14 protein-coding genes are annotated in these 20,169 nt (G+C 44.9%); 9 read left to right on the top strand and 5 right to left on the bottom strand.

The window, feature by feature from the left end; all coding sequences use genetic code 11:
• The first annotated feature begins 16 nt into the window (after positions 1-16).
• The 4 genes from AC59JT_RS16915 (at position 17) to AC59JT_RS16900 (ending at position 2,856) form a co-directional block, all read left to right on the top strand.
• Positions 17-598: a Crp/Fnr family transcriptional regulator gene (locus AC59JT_RS16915; protein ID WP_497401123.1), complete on the top strand. Its 582-nt coding sequence runs from the start codon at positions 17-19 to the stop codon at positions 596-598.
• 160 nt (positions 599-758) lie between these two features.
• Positions 759-1,202, top strand: coding sequence for a carboxymuconolactone decarboxylase family protein (locus tag AC59JT_RS16910; RefSeq protein ID WP_497401121.1), 444 nt, complete (start codon positions 759-761; stop codon positions 1,200-1,202).
• Between the two features lie 151 nt (positions 1,203-1,353).
• Entirely contained in the window at positions 1,354-2,394 is a 1,041-nt protein-coding gene (locus AC59JT_RS16905) for a hypothetical protein (RefSeq protein ID WP_497401119.1), read from the top strand.
• 93 nt (positions 2,395-2,487) lie between these two features.
• Complete coding sequence (locus AC59JT_RS16900; RefSeq protein ID WP_497401117.1) at positions 2,488-2,856, top strand: response regulator; 369 nt, start codon at positions 2,488-2,490, stop codon at positions 2,854-2,856.
• Positions 2,857-2,937: 81 nt separating this feature from the next.
• Here the strand turns inward: AC59JT_RS16900 and AC59JT_RS16895 are convergent, their stop codons facing one another.
• On the bottom strand, positions 2,938-5,925 hold the full coding sequence (locus AC59JT_RS16895) for an outer membrane beta-barrel protein (RefSeq protein ID WP_497401115.1): 2,988 nt from the start codon (positions 5,923-5,925) through the stop codon (positions 2,938-2,940).
• Between the two features lie 359 nt (positions 5,926-6,284).
• Here AC59JT_RS16895 and AC59JT_RS16890 point away from each other — a divergent pair, with 359 nt between their 5' ends.
• Entirely contained in the window at positions 6,285-7,001 is a 717-nt protein-coding gene (locus tag AC59JT_RS16890; RefSeq protein WP_497401113.1) for a pyridoxine 5'-phosphate synthase, read from the top strand.
• On the opposite strand, the gene AC59JT_RS16885 is transcribed toward AC59JT_RS16890, so the two are convergent.
• Together AC59JT_RS16885 and AC59JT_RS16880 are read right to left on the bottom strand one after the other, a co-directional pair.
• Positions 6,998-10,438 carry a T9SS type B sorting domain-containing protein gene (locus AC59JT_RS16885; protein ID WP_497401111.1) on the bottom strand — a complete coding sequence of 1,147 codons (3,441 nt, stop codon included), beginning with the start codon at positions 10,436-10,438 and terminating at the stop codon, positions 6,998-7,000. The two genes, AC59JT_RS16890 and AC59JT_RS16885, sit on opposite strands and share 4 nt — an antisense overlap.
• A gap of 76 nt (positions 10,439-10,514) precedes the next feature.
• Positions 10,515-10,973, bottom strand: coding sequence for an Lrp/AsnC family transcriptional regulator (locus AC59JT_RS16880; RefSeq protein WP_497401108.1), 459 nt, complete (start codon positions 10,971-10,973; stop codon positions 10,515-10,517).
• A gap of 154 nt (positions 10,974-11,127) precedes the next feature.
• On the opposite strand from AC59JT_RS16880, the gene gcvP reads away from it, so the two are divergent.
• Complete coding sequence (gene gcvP, locus AC59JT_RS16875) at positions 11,128-14,028, top strand: aminomethyl-transferring glycine dehydrogenase (RefSeq protein WP_497401106.1); 2,901 nt, start codon at positions 11,128-11,130, stop codon at positions 14,026-14,028.
• 101 nt (positions 14,029-14,129) lie between these two features.
• Here the strand turns inward: gcvP and AC59JT_RS16870 are convergent, their stop codons facing one another.
• Positions 14,130-14,912, bottom strand: coding sequence for a hypothetical protein (locus AC59JT_RS16870; RefSeq protein ID WP_497401104.1), 783 nt, complete (start codon positions 14,910-14,912; stop codon positions 14,130-14,132).
• A gap of 366 nt (positions 14,913-15,278) precedes the next feature.
• On the opposite strand from AC59JT_RS16870, the gene AC59JT_RS16865 reads away from it, so the two are divergent.
• The 3 genes from AC59JT_RS16865 to AC59JT_RS16855 all read left to right on the top strand — a co-directional run bounded on the left by AC59JT_RS16865 (position 15,279) and on the right by AC59JT_RS16855 (position 18,617).
• The gene (locus tag AC59JT_RS16865; RefSeq protein WP_497401102.1) at positions 15,279-15,890 is read left to right on the top strand and encodes a SprT-like domain-containing protein; all 612 of its coding nucleotides are present in this window, start codon (positions 15,279-15,281) and stop codon (positions 15,888-15,890) included.
• A gap of 1 nt (position 15,891) precedes the next feature.
• Positions 15,892-17,013: an alpha/beta hydrolase fold domain-containing protein gene (locus AC59JT_RS16860; protein ID WP_497401100.1), complete on the top strand. Its 1,122-nt coding sequence runs from the start codon at positions 15,892-15,894 to the stop codon at positions 17,011-17,013.
• 224 nt (positions 17,014-17,237) lie between these two features.
• A complete protein-coding gene (locus AC59JT_RS16855; protein WP_497401098.1) occupies positions 17,238-18,617 on the top strand; it encodes a hypothetical protein in 1,380 nt (459 codons plus the stop codon).
• A 52-nt stretch (positions 18,618-18,669) separates the two neighbouring features.
• On the opposite strand, the gene radA is transcribed toward AC59JT_RS16855, so the two are convergent.
• A complete protein-coding gene (gene radA / locus AC59JT_RS16850) occupies positions 18,670-20,118 on the bottom strand; it encodes a DNA repair protein RadA (protein WP_497401096.1) in 1,449 nt (482 codons plus the stop codon).
• Between the last annotated feature and the right edge of the window lie 51 nt (positions 20,119-20,169).

Genomic DNA, 20,169 nt, shown 5'->3' with positions numbered 1-20,169 from the left:
TTCGCAATTTTAAGCCATGTTTAATGAACTGTTTGCACACATACGCCGTTTTGTACCACTTAGCCTAGAGGACGAAACGCTTATGCAGCAAAAACTCACCATCAAAAGTTTTAAAAAGAAGGCTTATTTATTGGAGCCCGGCAAACAATGCCGCTATAACTATTTTGTAAGCAGCGGCCTGCTGCGCATGTATTTTATAAACACCAAAGGCCTGGAGCAAATAACCCACTTCGGTTTGGAGAACTGGTGGCTTACTGATTTTGCCAGCTTTGAAATGCAACAACCGGCACGATTTTATATACAAGCGCTTGAAGATACTAACGTAGTTGCCTGGGATATAAAAACCCAGGAAGAGCTTATTGATGCAATACCGCAACTGGAAAGATACTTCCGCAAAATGCTGCAACGGGCCTACACGGCTTCGCAACGCCGCATTGAGTTTATCTACGGCATGAGCGATGAAGAGCGCTACCTATCCTTCAGTAGCCAGTTCCCCGAATTTTTGCAGCGAGTACCGCAATACATGTTGGCATCTTACCTGGGTTTTACGCCACAGTTTTTGAGTAAGATAAGGGGGCGCGCTGCGCGTGGTGATTAGTGATTTGCTAATTAGAGATTGGGCTTAACAAATATTAAAATATATAAACGGTTCATCTAATCTATAATCACCAACCTCTAGTCATTACTTTCTTAATCTCGATTAACTTTTCGGTACTATCTATTCCTCAACTTTGTGGTGTTAAAAACATACAAACATCATGAACAACAGAATAGACATTTTCGCATTAGAGCCTAATTTTATTAAAGGCATAGTTGGTTTAGAAGGCTATATGGCCGCCAGTGGTATCAGCAAATTACATTACGAGTTGATCAAACTACGCGCGTCGCAAATTAACGGCTGTGCTTTTTGCCTGAACATGCACAGCAAAGACCTGCTAAAAATGGGCGAAGAGCAACGCATATTCACCCTATCGGCATGGCGCGATACTACGTTTTACACCGACGAGGAAAAAGCCATACTGGCACTTACTGAAGAAGTAACCCTGATCCAGGGCGGCGTGTCAGACGCTACTTATAACGAAGCTGCCCGCCTGTTTGACGAGCATTACCTGGCTAAGATCATCGCCGGCATTGTGATCATCAACGCCTGGAACCGCATCAGCATCAGCACCCATAAACAGCCTGAAGCAGACAAAAAATAACCCATTTGTCATTTCGACGAGGTACGAGGAGAAACCTTATACGTTTTGTTATCGCGGCGTATGAGCTTCTCCTTTTTTTGCTGCTTATTATATTTAGGTTAAACTTCAAAAACTCCATCCGGAAGAGCTACCTTTAAGCATTGATCATGCTATGTTTAAAAGTAAATGCTTGTTAGTTGCTTTCACGATATTGTTATCGGCACATAGCAGTATCGCTCAAAGCAAGTACATCCCCATAAAACTGCCCGCCGCCATTAACGACCCTGCCGAAGAGTTTTCGGGCCTGGCTACCTATAAAAACCGGGTTTACTTTTTACCGCAATACGGCAGCCATAAAGCCACCAAACTGGATGGCGCGTTTAACCTGTACAGTATTAGTACAGATAGCATAAACCGTGTTGTTACCGGCGCGGATACCGCATTGACCCGTTATCGCACCATCAAAGTTTTAAACCTTAACAAACTTCCGCGAAGCGTAAAACAACACTACGAAGGCTTTGAAACACTCACCATAGTAAACAACCGTGTTTACATGGCTATGGAGACTACCGATAGCGCCACCAGCAATTGCTATTTATTAAAAGGTTTTTTAAATGTTGCCAAAGGCGAGGTTGTTATAGACCCTATACACTACCTGGTATTAAAACGCCCGCTGTTCATCAAAAATGCCGGGTTTGAAAGCGTAACTTATCTGTCACAGCAAAACAAGTTATTGGCTATGTATGAATTTAACGCCTCGGCAGGCGGGGGTAAGGGTTATTTGATAGACCCCGATTTTAAAACGGCGGTAAAAACTATTACTACGCCGTTTCTTTATTTCAGGTTAACAGATATTGCTGCCCGACCAGATGGCCGCATTTACGGCATTAATTACTACTGGAACGGCGACTATAAACCATACCTCAACAATAAACTGGCAAGCCATTTGGAAGAAGCCATCAAACAAAGCGTGCCCGATCTTCGCGACAGCATAAATAACAACCCGACTTATTTAAACAACGGCCGCAGCACCTATGCGCGTATTGTTATGTTGAATAGTCATAAGGATAAACAATGGAAGCAGGTTGCCAGCTTCGACGGGTACAAAAATAACTGGGAAGGGATAACACTGTTTGATAGAGGCGCCCTGATCATTACCGATGCCAATGGCAGCAAAAAACAGCTAACTACTTTTGCATACATTGAATTTTAGAAAAATTTTTATTGCATTAAAACATTTGGTTGTTATTCAAGTTATCTATAGTTTCACGGCTTGTCGTGAGCACCCAAACGAACCAATATTTTAATGAGCAGCACCAACAAAAAGGTTATCATTTTTGATGACGATGAAGATATCCTATCGGTTTGTACATATATATTAGAAGAGCACGGCTGGGAAGTGCATACCTATACCGACTGTAATAACATTGTTGAAAAGGTTACTTCAATACAACCGCGTGTTATACTTATGGATAACTGGATACCCGATGCGGGCGGCATTATAGCTACCCAAACCCTTAAAAAAGATGAGGCGCTTAAAAAAATACCGGTTATTTATTTTTCAGCCAATAGCGATATACAATTGCTGGCCAGCCACGCCGGCGCCGAAACCTACCTGGCCAAACCTTTCGACCTGGACGACCTGGAGAAGGTGATCAACAAAGTGTTATCATAAATTATTTTTTTTGACATAAAGCAAAAGCCCTCATGGTAATACCATGAGGGCTTTATTATTTTAATGAGGTATGCGTTAATATTACATGCCGCCCGGGCCACCGCCGCCACCGAAGTTGCCGCCGCCACCGCCGCCAAAGTTACCACGGTTGCCACCGCCAAAGTTGCCGCCGCCTTCGCGGTTGCCTCTGTCGCGGCCGCCGCCATCACGACCACCACCCGGGCCACCACGCTCGCTTTCCTGCATTGGGTTACGGCCTGCAAATTTTTGCAACCTGATAGCAATAGTAGCCATAAAGTAACGGCCTAACCTGTTTACGTTACTTTGGGTATAACCTGTACCATCCGGGTTAAACGAGAAACCGGTGTTTTGGTTAAACAAGTCGAACGCTGCTAAACGGATAGTTGCTCTTTTTTGTGCCAGGAAACGACGCTCCAGGTACACGCTTAATATGTTAGGGTTGGTTACCGCTATGGAGTAGCCGTAGTTTATTTGTTTGTTGTAATCGTAGCTAAATGTCCAGTCGCCAAAGTAGTTTTTACCGGTTAAACCTAAAGTTAAGCCACGTACGTTAGCGTTACTTTGTGTAAAGCCGGGACCGGTTAACGAGTTAGTTGTTTTGTTGATAGAATAATTTGCGCTGGCTTGTACGTCAACAATATCAGTAAGATCTAACCTGAAACGTGCGCCAGGGCTAAATGTTAAGGTTTTTGACAAGTTTTTCAGCATAGCCGATTGCTGGTTGTTAAAGCTTACACTATCCACAAAGTTAGGGTATTGCGTGTAGCCAACGTTCATGTTAAATGATGCGGTGTATTTACGCTCGGCCCATGGTTTTGAAAACAGGAACGATCCGAAACCTGAATAATAACCGTCGGCATTTTCATAACGGGTAAGGGTAGTGTTCTCGTAGTTTCTAAGTGCAGGATTTGCTGCTACAAGGGTAGGATTCAACCTACGGTAGGTAGTAGAACGGCTTGCTACGTAGTTATCAATTTTTGAGAACGACGCGTTAAAGAACATGATATTACCTGTTGCAATACCAAAGGTGTTGTAACGGATAGAGATATTGTTGGTAAACTGTTGTTTCAGATCAGGGTTACCTTGTACCGGGTACGAAGCGTTCGACAGATCGACAACCGGCTGCAACTGGTTAAACGAAGGCGCGCTGGCGCTACCGTTATAGTTAATGCTTAACGACTCGTTACGTGAGAAGTTATAAATGAAACGCGCTGCAGGGATGTAGTTGGTCTGTGTGCGGTGCGTACTTACATTATTGGTTATCGAGCGGCCATCCAATACCGATGGTTGTACGCCGATACCTAAGGTATAGTTGTATTTTTCGCCAATAACACGGAAACCTAAACCAATTTTGTTGGTGGTAAAGTTAAAGTTGTAGTTATTGCTTAAACGTGCATAGTTATTAAATGTACCCGCGTTTGATAACGTATCGGTTTCCTTATCGTTTGATGTACGCGAGGTGCTGTAGGTGTAGTTAAACTCTAAATAAGATATTTTACCCACCGGCTCCAGGTATGATAAGTTAGCACTGTATGATTTGGTGTGATTATCGGTATTAATAACCTGGTGTAACGGCGTATTTGCCGAACCTGCAGTTAGCGTAACAATAGGGTTGCTGTATGACTGCGATTGCGCGATACCTGCATTCAGGTTAACACTCAGGTTACGACGACCCGGGAACCTGTGGTTATACAAAGCGTTAACACTAAAGTTAGGCGATTGCGAACTACTACCGGTTACCGTTTTGTATGATCTTGCCAATATGCCACCCGCGTTGTTGTAAGTTACATTCTCGGTCAGATCGGTATTGCTTTTTGAGTAAGTAAATTGAGGCGTTATTTTTAAATAGTTAACGGTATCAGGCTTATACTCAAAGTTGAACTGAAAACGGTGGTTTATCGGGTTCTCGTTGCTAACAGACTCGTTGGTGTTACCGCTGCCGTTGTTGTTGTAACGAATGTTTGATGAAGTAGTATAGGTTGAGTTATCAGAAAAACTGTAGCTACCATATACTGATATATATTTACCCCACTGATCGCGGTAGTTGGTACCCACAGAACGGGCAAGCGTAATACCGTCACGGGTACTAACCAAGCCGCTACCGCCGCTACGGCCACCTGTACGGCCGCCGCCACCGCCATTGTTACCGCCGCCACCGCCGCCGCCACCAAAGTTAAAGGTGTTAGCGTTAATGTTGTTAATGTTACCAATGATGGTTATTTGCCTGTTACCTTTAAAGTTAAAGTAGTTAACCTGGCCGGTGTAACGACCTTCGTTTACATCTTTACCATTTACTTTTGGCAACAGATCGGCGCCGCCGCCACCTGTAGCTTGTAATGAATAGCCATAGTTTTTATCCTGGCGGATAGTGAAGTTTAATATTTTGTTTGGTTCGCCGGTGCGGATGCCGGTTAGGTTGGCCTGGTCGCCGTAATCATCAATAACCTGTACGCTTTCCAAAAGGTCGGCCGGGAAGTTCCTGGTAGCAGCTTGTACGTCGCCACCCATAAAGTCTTTACCATTGATACGTACTTTGGTTACCGATTTACCTTGCGTGGTAACGTTACCTGCAGCATCTACATCAACACCCGGTATTTTTTTCAATACATCCTCTACCGGCGCGTTCTCGCGCACTTTGTAGGCTGATATTTTATAGTCAACCGTATCTTCTTTAATTTTTACCGGGATAACGCCTACAATGGTAACCGTATTTAATTGCTTACTTTCTGTTCTTAGTATGATCGGGTCAAGCGTTACAGGTTTGCCATCGTTAACATCCAGTGTATAACGTTTACGTATAGCTTCAAAACCTATTGAAGTTGCGGTGATAGTGATCTTGGTGCCTTTAACATTGTTAAAACCAAACTTACCGTCAATATCAGTAACGGTGATGGTGCTATCGCCTGCGTCTGATATCAGCTTAAGCGTTGTACCCGGGATAGTAGCCTTTGTGGTATCTATCACCGTACCATGCAATTCATGGGTTTGTGCAAACGCCGTGCGCGTTATCAGCACAAAAAATAGAAAGGGGAGAATTATATATTTCATAAAAATTATTGTCGTGTGTTTGTTAATATTTACGCTTTGATGCAAATACAATGCAAAGGTTCAATTTAAATTACGCTTAAGAATTATAATTAATATGATTGTTACAGAGTTGAAGCTGCATGTTATCATATTGTTACAAATTCACTATCCTACAACGGTTTGTGCATGATTTAAGGCCGCAAAAATAACAATACAACCAACATCACAATGTATCATTTTAAGTACGATGTAAATTACCTGTTATGCAATGGATTGCGCAACCACGCAACTAAATGAAAATTAAAATGTTTATGTATTAAGTAACAATAATGATATTTGCTTGCGGAAATAATATCTGCCCATAAATATACTGTACGCCCATGACCCGCTTATCTGTAAACATCAATAAAATAGCTACCCTGCGCAACTCGCGCGGCGGCAATAACCCCGACCTGGTAAAAGTTGCTTTAGATTGCGAACGTTTTGGCGCGCAGGGCATAACCGTGCACCCACGCCCCGATGAACGCCATATACGTTACCAGGATGTTTTCGACCTGAAAAAAACTGTTACTACGGAGTTTAATATAGAGGGCAACTGCCAGGAACAAAAGTTTGTTGACCTGGTACTGGCCAGCAAACCCGAGCAGGTTACTTTAGTGCCCGATGCCTTAGGGCAGATAACCTCAAACCATGGCTGGGACACCATCACCCACCAACAATATTTAAAGGATATCATTTCGGTGTTTAAAAATGCCGGCATCCGTGTATCCATTTTTGTTGACCCTGTTGCCGAGATGGTAGAAGCCGCCGCCAAAACCGGCACCGACCGTATTGAGCTTTACACCGAAGGCTACGCCCATAACTATCATCAAAATAAAGAAACCGCTATAGCACCTTACGTAGCTGCCGCCGAGGTTGCCCAAAAAGTTGGACTGGGCATTAACGCCGGGCATGATCTTGATTTGCATAACCTGAAATACTTTGCCCAAAACGTACCGGGTTTACTGGAGGTAAGTATCGGCCACGCCTTGGTATGCGACGCTTTATATTACGGTTTGGAAAACACCATTCAGCAGTATTTAAGGCAGCTGGCCTAACGAATAATAGTGATACTGCCCGAAATCATCCCGCAGGTGCCACTCATGTTAATGGTGTAGTAATACGTACCTGTTGGGAGGATTTTGCCGTTGTAAGTACCATCGAAAGGCTTTTTGTAACCGATGGAATCAAACAGCTTTTGCCCCGCGCGGTTAAACACGGCCACCACGGCATTGTTTTCGAGGCCCTGTATCTGCCAAAAATCATTAATACCATCGCCATTTGGGGTGAATGTATTGGCAATACTCAAAGCGGATAAACCAACCGATACTTTTACTTCAGCACGCGGACTTTCGCAGGTGCCTAAGTATTGCGACACGTAATAGCTGCCCGCTTTTTTAATATTTACCGTGAATATACCGCTGCTTTGTTGCTGAATATGGGTAGTGCCCGTTGGCGTATCATACAACCTGTACCCGTATTGGGTTGAAGGGCTTTTTACCTTGATGGTTATATCGCCCGGGCTGCAAACAGATATATTATCTGCTGTTGGGGAGGGTATAGTGTTATCTGTATTTATTACCGTGTATTCTGTAGTGGCCTGGCTGCAATTGCGCATATCAAAAGCGTTTATGGTGTAGGTGCCCGCCGCCAGCTTATCAATATTGGCGCTGTAAGCGAATATGGTACCGCTGCTATTGATCCATTCATACTTATAAGCACCTGAGCCACCGGTAACTTGTATGTTTTTAATGCTGCCATTGCTCGCCCCACAGGTTTCATTAGTGATGGTTTCCGAGTTGGGTTTAATGATCAATTGGGGTTGTTCATCAATTACATATTGGCCATAAGGGGTTTCGCAGCCATTCGTATCGGTTACAAAAAACTTGTAGGTGCCCGGGGCTAAATTAGCTAATAATGAGCCGGTACCCAATCGTGCTCCTGTGCTATCTTCCCATCGTTGCGACTTTACTAAGGTATCTACCACAACCTCTACCGAGCCATTGGCCATGCCGTAACACGCGGACGTTTTGTTTACCCAATAGTTAGGATAAACCGTAGGCGATAATGCATTTACAGTAAAACTCTCGGACTTTGAGCAGCCGTTTGTATTTGAGGCGGTAAACAAGTAATCGCCGGCAGGCACGTCTGTCAGGTCGGGCGTATTAGCTATGGTTACGTTGGTATTTAATTTATTTACCCACCTATACATTGTTGCCCCGTTGGCAGTTATCCCTTTAATAGCGCCCTTGGGCTCGCCGCAGGCGATGGGCGCAATTTCCAGTTTTTGAAAATCAAGCGTAACCGGGTACTTTTCGGGAATGGTAACGGTGCCGCTATACGATTTGCCGCAGGCCAACGCATCTGTCACCTCCAAAACATACTTGCCTGGCTTTACATTAAACAAATCGGCGGTTGTGCCTACCTCAACCCCAAGCTCATCTTTCCAGCTATATTTAAACGGGGCCGTGCCGGTAACCGTAATGCCTGTTACCGATCCGTTTGGCGCTGAACAATCACTAGCCGCAATAACTTTGCCCGTGTCGTCTATATTAGGCCCGGCTATGTTTTTGATCACATACGGACCAAAAACCTGGGTACATTTCGGGACATCGCTTGTCATAACAACATAGTAGCTGCCGGCCGGAAGCCCGTTATTTATATCTACTTTAATACCATTTTGATTGGTCCAGTACCATTTAACCACTGTTCCGAGAAGGACATGATATTCGTAAGCGCCGCCGCTGATCCGCCCGTCGCTTTTGCCGCAAGTTGCCGGCGTTATCGAAAACTTATAATCGTCATAAAATTTTAGCGCCCTTCTCACCTCATAGGGTCCTGCCACTACGCTGCAGTTGCCATTTTCGGCTATCATTCTGTATTTACCCATAGGTAAATTATACACGTTAAGGGTTGTGCCCACCACAACGTTATTTTCATTTACCCATTTTACACTGGTAGCGTTAATAGTGCGCGCGCCTGTTATGTAGCCGTCATTTCCATCGCATATGCTAAACGCTCTAATATTGGTGCTAACTATAGACGTTGTAGTAAAATCGGAAGTATTATTAAAGCGCGTTGCCGAGGCTATGATGGTGCCGGTCATGGGCCCGGTATAGGTCCACTTACCATCCTGATCGGCAGTAACGGAGGCAAAATAGGTTTGCGGCGAGCAGGTACCACAATTATCACTGCTAAATAATTCGACGGTTGCCAGCCGACTAGCAGTACCGCTTATGGTGTTCCCTGTTTTAAAGCCGATGGTAACCTCGGGGTAATTAGTTGAATTGGCCACATCAAACGAATGCATAGGGCGTGGGCTGCTTATGCAATAAAAACTATTCTTGTTAACTGCAGCCTTAGCGTTTGGATATAGATCTACCGCGTTTTCACAATTGGCAATGTAGTTGGCCTCGGCGGGATTACTGGTGCCAATCACCATTTCATTCATTTGTTCGGCGGAGATGCCGGCCGTAGTACCCGTGTAGTTTTTTTGCCGGGTTTGGTTGGTGCCAATGTAGTTACGTACTATAGTTACCTTGCGCCCTATGTTTCTCAGATAAATACCCTCGTGGCTATCGGCATTAATTACGTTATCTTCAATATTAACGGTGTTTTTACTGTTAACTTCCGGAGCTTTTAATGAAAAACCTACCGATCTGGCAATGGCTTGGTCGCCGGCATAATCAACACCTATTTTATTATTTTTAACCAGCACGGTAGCCGGCTGTTGCTGTAAAGCCACTGATGCCGAACTGTTGATCTGGTACAGCTGCACACCCCGCCCAAAAACATTGCCTTCGGCTGCGCTACCACCAAGTGTTAACTGCCCAACTACGCACTGTATGGTAGTGTGCCAGGTAGTATTGGCAGATGTGGTTTTTCCATCAGCTTCTACATCAAAGAAATTAGACTGCACGGTAAGGTTCTGGAAATAAAAGTTCTCCGGCAGGTTATCAAAATAGTTTACGGCAAAGTTGTATCTAAAGCCGCACATCACATTACCCTTGCCGGCCGCGCCTATCTGTATGTTTTTGCCGTTTTCCAACCGCAAACCAGCATATATCCTGGCATCACTCAGGGGCAAAGGCACGCCCATAACTATGTACAAACCGTAAACAGAAATATTAGCATGGTTAACCGCCCGCAAACCATTTATGGCCTGCGGCACCGCAGGCATATACAATAGCTTCACCTTTGCATCGCTCACCCCAAACTTAGCGCCTGGCTGCGTCGAACCATCAACAACCAAATTGGCACTCAGATCCGGCAGTTGGGTTAACAAGGTTATTGTTCGTCCGGCTTCGCTTATATCGGGCAGGTTAAATTTAATATAGTCTGTTTGTGTGCTATCATTCGCGGCAGCTAAAGTCAGCGCTTCGCGGAGGGTGCCGGCGCCGGCATCGGCATTACTGGTCACCACAAAATCAGTAGCCCAAACTTTCAGGTTCAGCAATATGGATAAGATCAGTAGGAGGGCCTTCTTAGTGATCACAACAGCATAATTGGTTCTTTAAAAATAATACTTATGTCGATAAAGTCATCATATATTTTTATAAATACCTCTGCTGCTAGATATTATAAGCATAAGTTTTCTTGATCTCCTTTAAAACAAAGGCGCTGTTTACGGTACCAATATTGGTTATCTTGGTCAGTTTTGAACGTATAAACTCATGATACTCATCAATGCTCCCCACATTTACTTTAAGTAAAAAATCTATCTGCCCCGCTATGTGGTAACATTCCTGTACCTCGTCAAGCTTTAAAATTTCTTCTTCAAATTTGTCGATATATTCCTCGTGATAACGCATGGATACCTGGCAGTAGCTGGTGAAGGGTTTACCAATAAGATTTTTGTCCAGAATGGCCACATAATCCTTTATAAAACCGGCGCTCTCCAGCCGTTTAATACGCTCATAAACAGGCGATATGGTGAGGTTTAACTGCTGCGCCAGCTCCTTGGTGGTTATCTTGGCATTCTTTTGCAACTCGCGCAAAATACTGCGGTCAATTTCATCTATAGTATACATTAAAAACAATTTTCTAATTATCAGCCCAAAAATTACTTTTCACAGATTTTTTTTATAAAAATAATGTATTTGACAGAAAAATTTACCAATGCAACTAATCTTATCGCATAAAAAATCTTTAATATGTAAATTTGCGGCGGATAATTAGCTGAGCATGAAATTAAACACATCGTACGAAGAGAAATTTGAAGCACGCCACATCGCGCCTAACCAGGGCGATACCGCGCAAATGTTAAAAGCTACCGGCGCCGCAACGCTGGATGAGCTGATAGAGCAAACCGTGCCACCGGCTATCAGGCTTAAAGCTGCTTTAAATTTACCTGCCGCCAAAAGCGAGTTTCAGTACCTGAAGGACCTGAAACAAACGGCTTCAAAAAACAAAGTTTTTAAAAGCTATATCGGTCAGGGTTATTATGATGTGATCGTACCGGGCGTTATTCAACGTAACATCCTCGAAAATCCCGGATGGTACACCCAATACACCCCGTACCAGGCCGAGATTGCTCAGGGCCGTTTACAGGCCCTGTTAAACTTCCAGACCATGGTGGTTGACTTGACCGGTATGGAAATAGCCAACGCGTCGTTACTTGACGAAGGTACCGCTGCTGCCGAGGCTATGTTTTTGCAATATACCCTGCGTAAAAACGATGCTGCCAAAACCTTCTTTGTATCTAAAGATGTTTTTGCCCAAACCATAGATATTTTAAAAACCCGCGCGCAACCTTACGGCATCACCCTGCAGGTGGGCGACCATGAAACTGCCGAACTTACCGAAGATATTTTTGGTGCTATTGTACAGTATCCGGCAGGTAACGGAAAGGTTTATGATTATACCGATTTTGCTAACCGCGCTCACGAAAAAGGCATTAAACTAACCGTTGTTGCCGATATTATGAGTTTGGTACTGTTAACGCCTCCGGGCCAGTGGGGTGCCGATATTGTGGTTGGTTCAACCCAACGTTTTGGTGTACCGATGGGCTTCGGCGGTCCGCATGCCGCATTTTTTGCCACGAAGGAGGAATACAAACGCTCTATCCCGGGCCGTATCATCGGTGTTACTATTGACAGCGCGGGCAATTACGCCCTGCGTATGGCGCTGCAAACCCGCGAGCAGCACATCCGCCGCGATAAAGCAACCTCAAACATTTGTACCGCGCAGGCTTTACTGGCTATTATGGCCGGTATGTATGCTGTGTACCATGGCCCGCAAGGTTTGAAACTGATCGCGGAGCGTATCCACGGCCAGGCTATCCAGTTAAGCAACGCTTTAACTTCTTTAGGCTACAAACAACTTAACAACGAGTTTTTCGATACCATCCAGCTTGACCTGGGCGAATTGGTTAGTGGCGTACATTCTGAAGCGCTGAATAACGAGCTTAACTTTAACTATAATGGTTCGGTAGTTACTATCTCTGTTGATGAGACTACTTTGCCTGAGGATATTAAAACCATCGTTCGTGTATTTGCCAAAGTAAAAGGCAAAACCCTGAACGATGTTGACCTGACCGGCGATGTAGAAACCATTATCCCGGCAGGCTTACAACGTACCGCGCCATACTTAACGCACCCGGTATTTAACCTGCACCACTCAGAGCATGAGATGCTGCGTTACATCAAATTGCTGGAAGCAAAAGACCTTTCTTTATGCCACTCGATGATCGCTTTAGGATCATGTACCATGAAGCTGAACGCCACTACCGAAATGGTGCCTGTTACCTGGGCCGAGTTTAGCCGCATGCACCCCTTCGCGCCGGCCGACCAAACCGGTGGCTACATGCAGGTGTTTGATGAACTGAACAAATGGCTAAGCGAAATTACCGGCTTTGCCGCCATGAGCTTGCAACCAAACTCGGGCGCGCAAGGCGAGTACGCCGGTTTAATGGTTATCCGCGCGTATCATTTAGATCGTGGCGATGATCACCGTAACGTGGTATTGATCCCGGCTTCGGCACATGGTACTAACCCGGCTTCGGCAGCTATGGCAGGCATGAAGATAGTCGTAGTGAAATGCGACGAGAACGGCAACATTGACGTGGCCGATATGAAAGCCAAAGCCGAACAGCACAAAGATGATCTTTCATGTTTGATGGTTACTTACCCGTCAACCCACGGTGTGTTCGAAGAATCGATCATCGAGATATGCCAGGTCATTCATGACAATGGCGGCCAGGTTTATATGGACGGCGCCAACATGAACGCGCAGGTGGGCTTAACCAGTCCGGCTACTATTGGTGCTGATGTTTGCCACCTTAACCTGCACAAAACCTTCTGTATCCCACACGGTGGCGGCGGCCCGGGCATGGGCCCAATCGGCGTAGCCAAACACCTGGTACCTTACCTGCCGGGCCACGCGGTGGTTGATATTGACAACGGTAAAGCTATCCCTGCTGTATCTGCAGCGCCATGGGGTTCGGCATCAATCCTGTTGATCTCGCATGCGTACATCGCTATGATGGGTCCGGATGGTTTAACCAACGCTACCAAATATGCGATATTGAACGCTAACTATATTAAAGCACGCTTAGAAGGTCATTACCCGGTATTGTACTCAGGCTCACAAGGCCGTTGCGCGCACGAAATGATCCTGGATTGCCGTTCGTTTAAAGCAGCAGGCATCGAGGTGGTTGATATTGCCAAACGTTTAATGGACTATGGTTTCCACGCGCCAACAGTGTCGTTCCCTGTTGCGGGTACAGTAATGGTTGAGCCTACAGAATCAGAGCCTAAACATGAGCTGGATCGTTTCTGCGATGCCATGATCGCCATCCGCCGCGAAATAAGCGACATTGAAAAAGGCGCGTCAGACAAAGCAGACAACCCGCTGAAAAACGCACCGCACACTATGAGCGTTATCACCGCCGACGACTGGAACCATACCTATAGCCGCAACACCGCAGCTTTCCCGCTGCCGTATGTACTGGCTCATAAGTTCTGGCCATCTGTTGGTAGGGTGAACGATACTTATGGTGACAGAACTTTGATCTGTTCATGCCCTCCGCTAACGGACTATGAGTTTGAAGAAACAGAGGTTACCACACCTGAGTTTGGAACGTGAATTTTTGATGTGCAGATGTGAGGATATGCAGATGTGCAGATGGATATAATCTTATTAAGGGGCCGGCGTGAGTTGGCCCTTTTTTGGGTTATTGACTCTCCTCAGGCTTTAAATCTGCCTAAGCGATAAATCACCTCCTGGCGAGTTGGTCGTATAAGATATTTTAAATCGGGTTTGTAAATTCGACGAGGTTGTTCTTGTAGTCTTGACGTATCTTTCTTTTGCCATGCGGCATCTTTAGGTTTTAGATCGGGATAAAGATTACCCTTTTCAATATTATTTTCATTATGGTGACAGGTTGTTGTGTACTGGTTCCCTTCAATATCTGAATATATCGCTAAAAGAACTCCATGCTTTTTAGTCCAGAATAATTCTAAAATATCATTTGTGTTTACTGACGGAAAAATTGAACTATCCTCGTCAAGAAAGGTTCTTACTTTATTAGAACATGAGATAATTACATTGATAGCTGAAGAGTTTCCTACATTTTTAACTGACCACATATTTTTTCCGGATTCGTTAATTCTAGTAATACCAAAAACTAACATTGGCCTTATATTATGGATGTACTCTTCTTTAATTTTAGCTTTTTCTATTTCAATAAGTTCTAAATTAATACGAGACTGTAGTTCCGATTGTGACACTAGCTTCGCCGTATTCTCAACTTGATGCTGTAACTCGACCCTCTGTAGCTTCAGCTCTTCTGACTGTTGTTGATAACCATAAATCAGCCATATAAGGGCTAGACTAGACACAAAAGTTGAGGTAAGGCTTACAATTGGACCAAACTCGGATTTATTTGCTAACAAATAATTGTCATACACCCAAAAAATATATGCTAATACTAAGAAAATCGTTAAAATAGATTTGTTGTATTTTTTCATTTTGTCGCAATTACTCGTAAAATTACTTAAGACTTGCGTAACTAGCCGTTATGTAAAACTCACTCTCTAATATAAATAGATAAGCGTTCGTTTGCAATACACTGCAAACCAAAACTCTGTCACCAAAAAACTGGTCTTACACTCGTTTGCAACGAGCGCTTAATCTGGTGTAGCATTTGCAATGCGATACTGACAAAACAGCGCCACCAAAAAACCCAAACACCTGACAACGAACACTGTAACGTGCTACACCAGGTGTAGCAGTGTAGCGTGCTACGCATACGGCGCTACACTTCGCCCTTTTTTACCGCGCCCGGTTTGTAAAATTTTTGCGCGAAAACCGGTATATTTACAGCGAGGTAAGCATTGGATAAAGTAAAAGTATTAGCGCAGTATCTTCCACCCGAGGCAGCCCCGCTGATAGGCCGCTGGATAGATTATTTTAAGTGCGAGTTTAAAATTTCGCGTAACCGTAACAGTAAGTTCGGCGATTACCGCGCGCCGTACCAGGGCAAGGGTCACCGCATATCTGTAAATTATGATTTAAACCCGTACGCCTTCCTGGTAACCACCGTGCACGAATTTGCCCACCTGCACACCTGGAACGAGCATAAGCATAAAGCCAAACCGCACGGTACCGAGTGGAAAAGCAATTTCAAAAAAATGATGCAGCCCTTTTTCGAAAAGGAAATTTTCCCGGCCGATGTAAAGCAGGCCATCACCAATTACCTCAATAACCCCGCAGCCTCCAGTTGTTCTGACCTATCGTTATACCGCTCGCTGCGCAAATATGACGCGCCCAAGGCGGATGTTTTTACAGTAGAGAAATTGCCGATGTTGGCGGTATTCAAGCTGAAGGACGGCCGCATTTTCCGCAAAGATGAAAAGCTGCGCAAGCGTTACAAATGTACCGAACTGGCCACCAAACGCGTTTACCTGTTCAGCCCTGTTGCCGAGGTGGAATTGATCGACGATTGATATGGTACGGCTGATCCTCCTCATATTGTTATTTCTTGCATCACTGCTCACCGTAGTTGATGCGCCGGCCTATTACCTGTGGTTATTAGCCATCGGGGTTAGCGAGTTTCCGTTAATATTTGGTGGGATTACATTGGTAATTATGGGCAGTGGCTATTGGATAAAGAAATATAGCCAGGCTGGTACCGTAGTGGGTATTGCCGCACTGGTATTGTTTTTTTCGCCAACAGTGCGGGCTTATTTCGTGGCAGGTCAAATAAAGGAAGAGATGGCGGCAGCATTTGGCACCCGTAATTTCCCTGCGCAAAGTCCGTTCAGTTTCTGGCATATGTTTACCACCACGGCAGATCTTCCTTACAAAACAGTCGACTATGTCAATTACCCTGATCAAAGTTTAAGCCTGGATTTTTACCAATTACAATTGCCGGGTAAAAGGCCCTGCGTGATAGTAGTTCACGGTGGCTCATGGAGCCTGGGCGATAGCCAGCAATTGCCCGAATTAAATAGTTACCTGGCGCGGGCTGGCTATAATGTGGCCTCTATCAATTATCGAATGGCGCCCCGATATCATAACCCAGCACCTGTGCAAGATGTTGATGCCGCGTTGAATTATCTTAAGCTTCATAACGAAGAGTATAAAATTGACACCACCCGATTTGTACTGCTGGGGCGATCGGCAGGGGCGCAGATAGCCTTGCTGGCTGCATACACACTGCCAAACAAAGGTATTGTGGGTGTTATAGATTTTTATGGCCCGGCAGATATGGTATGGGGGTATTCATTGCCGGCCAACCCCTGGGTAATGGATTCGCGCGCGGTGATGGAGGCTTACCTGGGTGGCAAGTATGCTGACGTTCCGCAAAAGTATAAAAAAAGTTCTCCGGTCGAGTTTGTGAGCAAACAATCTGTACCTACCCTGATCATTCATGGCAGGCAGGATGTGTTGGTGGCCTATGACCATAGTCGGCGGCTGGCCGAAAAACTTAAACAAAACGGCATTAAACATTATTGGCTAAAGCTGCCCTGGGCCACGCATGGGTTCGACTATGATTTTACCGGTCCGGGCGGGCAGTTATCAACCTTCGCTGTAGCTGCATTTTTAAATACTGTTACCACAAAATAAATTTGATGCAGCGTACCTCGGTGTTAATTTTTGTTAAAAAACCTCCTGAAACCATCGCGCGCCGCTATAATTAGCTATCAATTAATATATTTAAAAAATATTAGCAGGGGCATTGGGCAGCAGTTTATGTAAATCACAATAAACGCTATCTTTGCCCGCGTTGGACAGGTTGGCATTTAGTAATTTAACTATTGCCTGTGTGAAAATTAATTATTTATAAAAGCATGAAAAAATCGCTACAAAGCATTTTTATAGTATTATTAACCGCTTCCGTTTTTATAACGGCTTGCAAAAAAGATGATAACTCTGGTCAAGGCGCTACAGCTGTTGCAGCGACTATAAAAATTGTGTCTGAAGTTACTGCAACAACAGCAATAAGCGGCGGAATTAATCCATATTATTCAACCTCATCAGGCATTAGTGCCAATGGCGTTTGCTGGAGCTCTTCAAACCAAACCCCAACCGTAGCCGACTCAAAAACTACCGATACCCTGGGTGTTACTTATACGAGCAAGTTAACAGGCTTAACGCCAAATACCACTTATTATATACGTGCTTATGTAGTTAATGAAGCCGGCGCAGGTTATGGTGGTGTTATCACATTTAAAACCGCAAGCGCCACTGCATCTACCACCGCCACGGTTACAACTTTGGCGGGCAGCAGTACCGGCCAATATGGTAACGCCGACGGTGCCGGATCTGCCATCTTATTTAATGGCCCTTTGAATATTAGTTACAATGCCAGCAAAAACAGCCTTTATGTATCTGACTCATACAACAATTTGATACGCACGCTTACACTTGGCGGCACATCGGGCACTTTAACCAACCCTACGTTGGGTTACATCGAGGGTAATTTAGCTACTGCTCAGTTTTATGGTTTAAGGGGGACTACTACCGACGCCGCCGGAAACACTTATGTAGCCGACGCCGGTAATAACGTTATCCGTAAAATTACTGCAGCAGGCGTGGTAAGTACATTTGCAGGCAACGGCACAGCCGGATACGCTGATGGCACAGGATCGATAGTTAAATTTAACAATCCGCAAAGCGTGGTCGTTGATGCCACATCTGGTACAGTATACGTGGCCGACAGAAATAACCACATCATTCGTAAAATAACTTCAACCGGTACAGTGAGCACATTGGCTGGTTTAACTACACCCGGCTTTGCCGACGGCACCGGCACTGCCGCCACTTTCAATCAACCGGTTGCTTTGGCAATTGATGCTGCAGGTACGCTGTACGTAGCCGATTATAAAAACATGGCTATCAGAACAGTAACATCTGCCGGCGTGGTAACTACTGTTGGTGGTGGTACACTATATCCAAAAATAATCGGATCGCCGGTGGGCTTAGCTATTGATGCAGCCGGTTCTCTTTTTATTGCCGACCAAAATGGCCGTATTTTAAAACTGGCAAATGGCAACATATTAACCACCCTTACCGGAAAATATGGCGCTACCGGTTTTGTTAATGCCGTTGGTGCCGATGCTCGCTTTAGCTCGCCGCAAGGCCTGGCTTTTGATAATGCAGGCAATTTATATGTAAGCGATTTTGGCAATAATGCCATTCGTAAAATCGCGATAGTTAACGTTCCGTAAAGAATCAAAAAAATAAACAAAAGGCCATCTCAAAAAAGATGGCCTTTTGTGTTTAGCCGAAAAGTAAGGTAAATACCTCTTCAATATTGGCCACCATTTTTATATCAATGGTATACCGCGATAGGTCCATACGTTTTTTATCCTGCGCAGCAGATGGCATATTGTATTTGGAAATATAGATCTGCTCAAAACCCAACTTTTGTGCTTCGGCGATGCGTTGTTCAACGCGGTTAACAGCGCGTATCTCGCCCGACAGGCCCAACTCTCCGGCGAAGCAGGTTTTTGACGGTATGGGGATATTTTGATAGGATGAGATGATGGCCGCTGCAAGTCCAAGGTCAATAGCCGGGTCTTCTACCTTAATACCTCCGGTAATGTTCAGGAAAACATCCTGCGCGCCTAGTTTAAACCCGCAACGTTTCTCCAACACGGCAAGCAGCATGCTCATTCGTTTGGCGTCAAAGCCATTTGCGTTACGCTGGGGCGTTCCGTAGGGCGACGGGCTTACCAAGGCCTGGGTTTCTATCAGCATCGGTCTCATGCCCTCTAAAGTGGCTGATATGGTGATGCCGCTTAAAGCCTCGTCGCGTTGGGATAATAATATTTCTGACGGATTGGATACTTCGCGCAATCCTTCGCCCAACATTTCGTAAATGCCTAATTCTGATGATGAGCCAAACCTGTTTTTAACCGTCCGCAATATCCGGTAAACATGGTGCCTGTCGCCCTCAAACTGTAGTACGGTATCAACCATGTGCTCCAGTATTTTGGGGCCGGCTATCATGCCGTCTTTGGTAATATGGCCTATCAGGAAAACCGGTGTGGAGCTTTCCTTCGCGAAGCGCAATAACTCAGCCGTACACTCCCGCACCTGCGATACGCTGCCCGGCGTTGATTCTATATGCGAGGAATGCAAAGTCTGTATCGAATCCACCACTACCAGATCAGGCTCCAGTTCTTCTATTTGTTTAAATATGTTTTGGGTTGATGTCTCGGTAAGGATAAAACAGCCGGGGGTGATTTCGGATTTCGGATTTCGGATTTCGGATTTATTTAAATGATTTATTTCGGATAGCCTTTCCGCCCGCATTTTGATCTGCTTCTCACTTTCCTCGCCAGAAATATATAGCACTCTAAGTCCCGGCATATTCAGGGCCAACTGTAACATCAGGGTTGACTTACCGATACCCGGCTCGCCGCCTATCAGCGTTAACGAACCCGCTACCACACCGCCTCCCAATACGCGGTTAAATTCCTTATCAGGCGTTATCAGCCTGTCTTCTTCGGTAAATGTAATTTGATTTACCTCTACAGGCTTATTAGCACGTTGCTGACTGGTGGTACTGGTCGCCGTCTTCCAGGCCGGGATGGCTTTGTTATCTTTCTCAATAACTTCTTCAACAAAAGTATTCCATTGTTGGCACGATGGGCATTTACCCAGCCACTTAGCCGACTCGAAGCCGCAGCTTTGACAGAAATATGCGAATTTGGTTTTTGCCATTTGTTTGATGTGCAGATATGCAGATGTGCAAATGTGCAGATTAATTGGTTT

The sequence above is a fragment of the Mucilaginibacter sp. A3364 genome, assembly GCF_059690715.1.
This window is presented reverse-complemented; position numbering and strand designations above follow the sequence as displayed.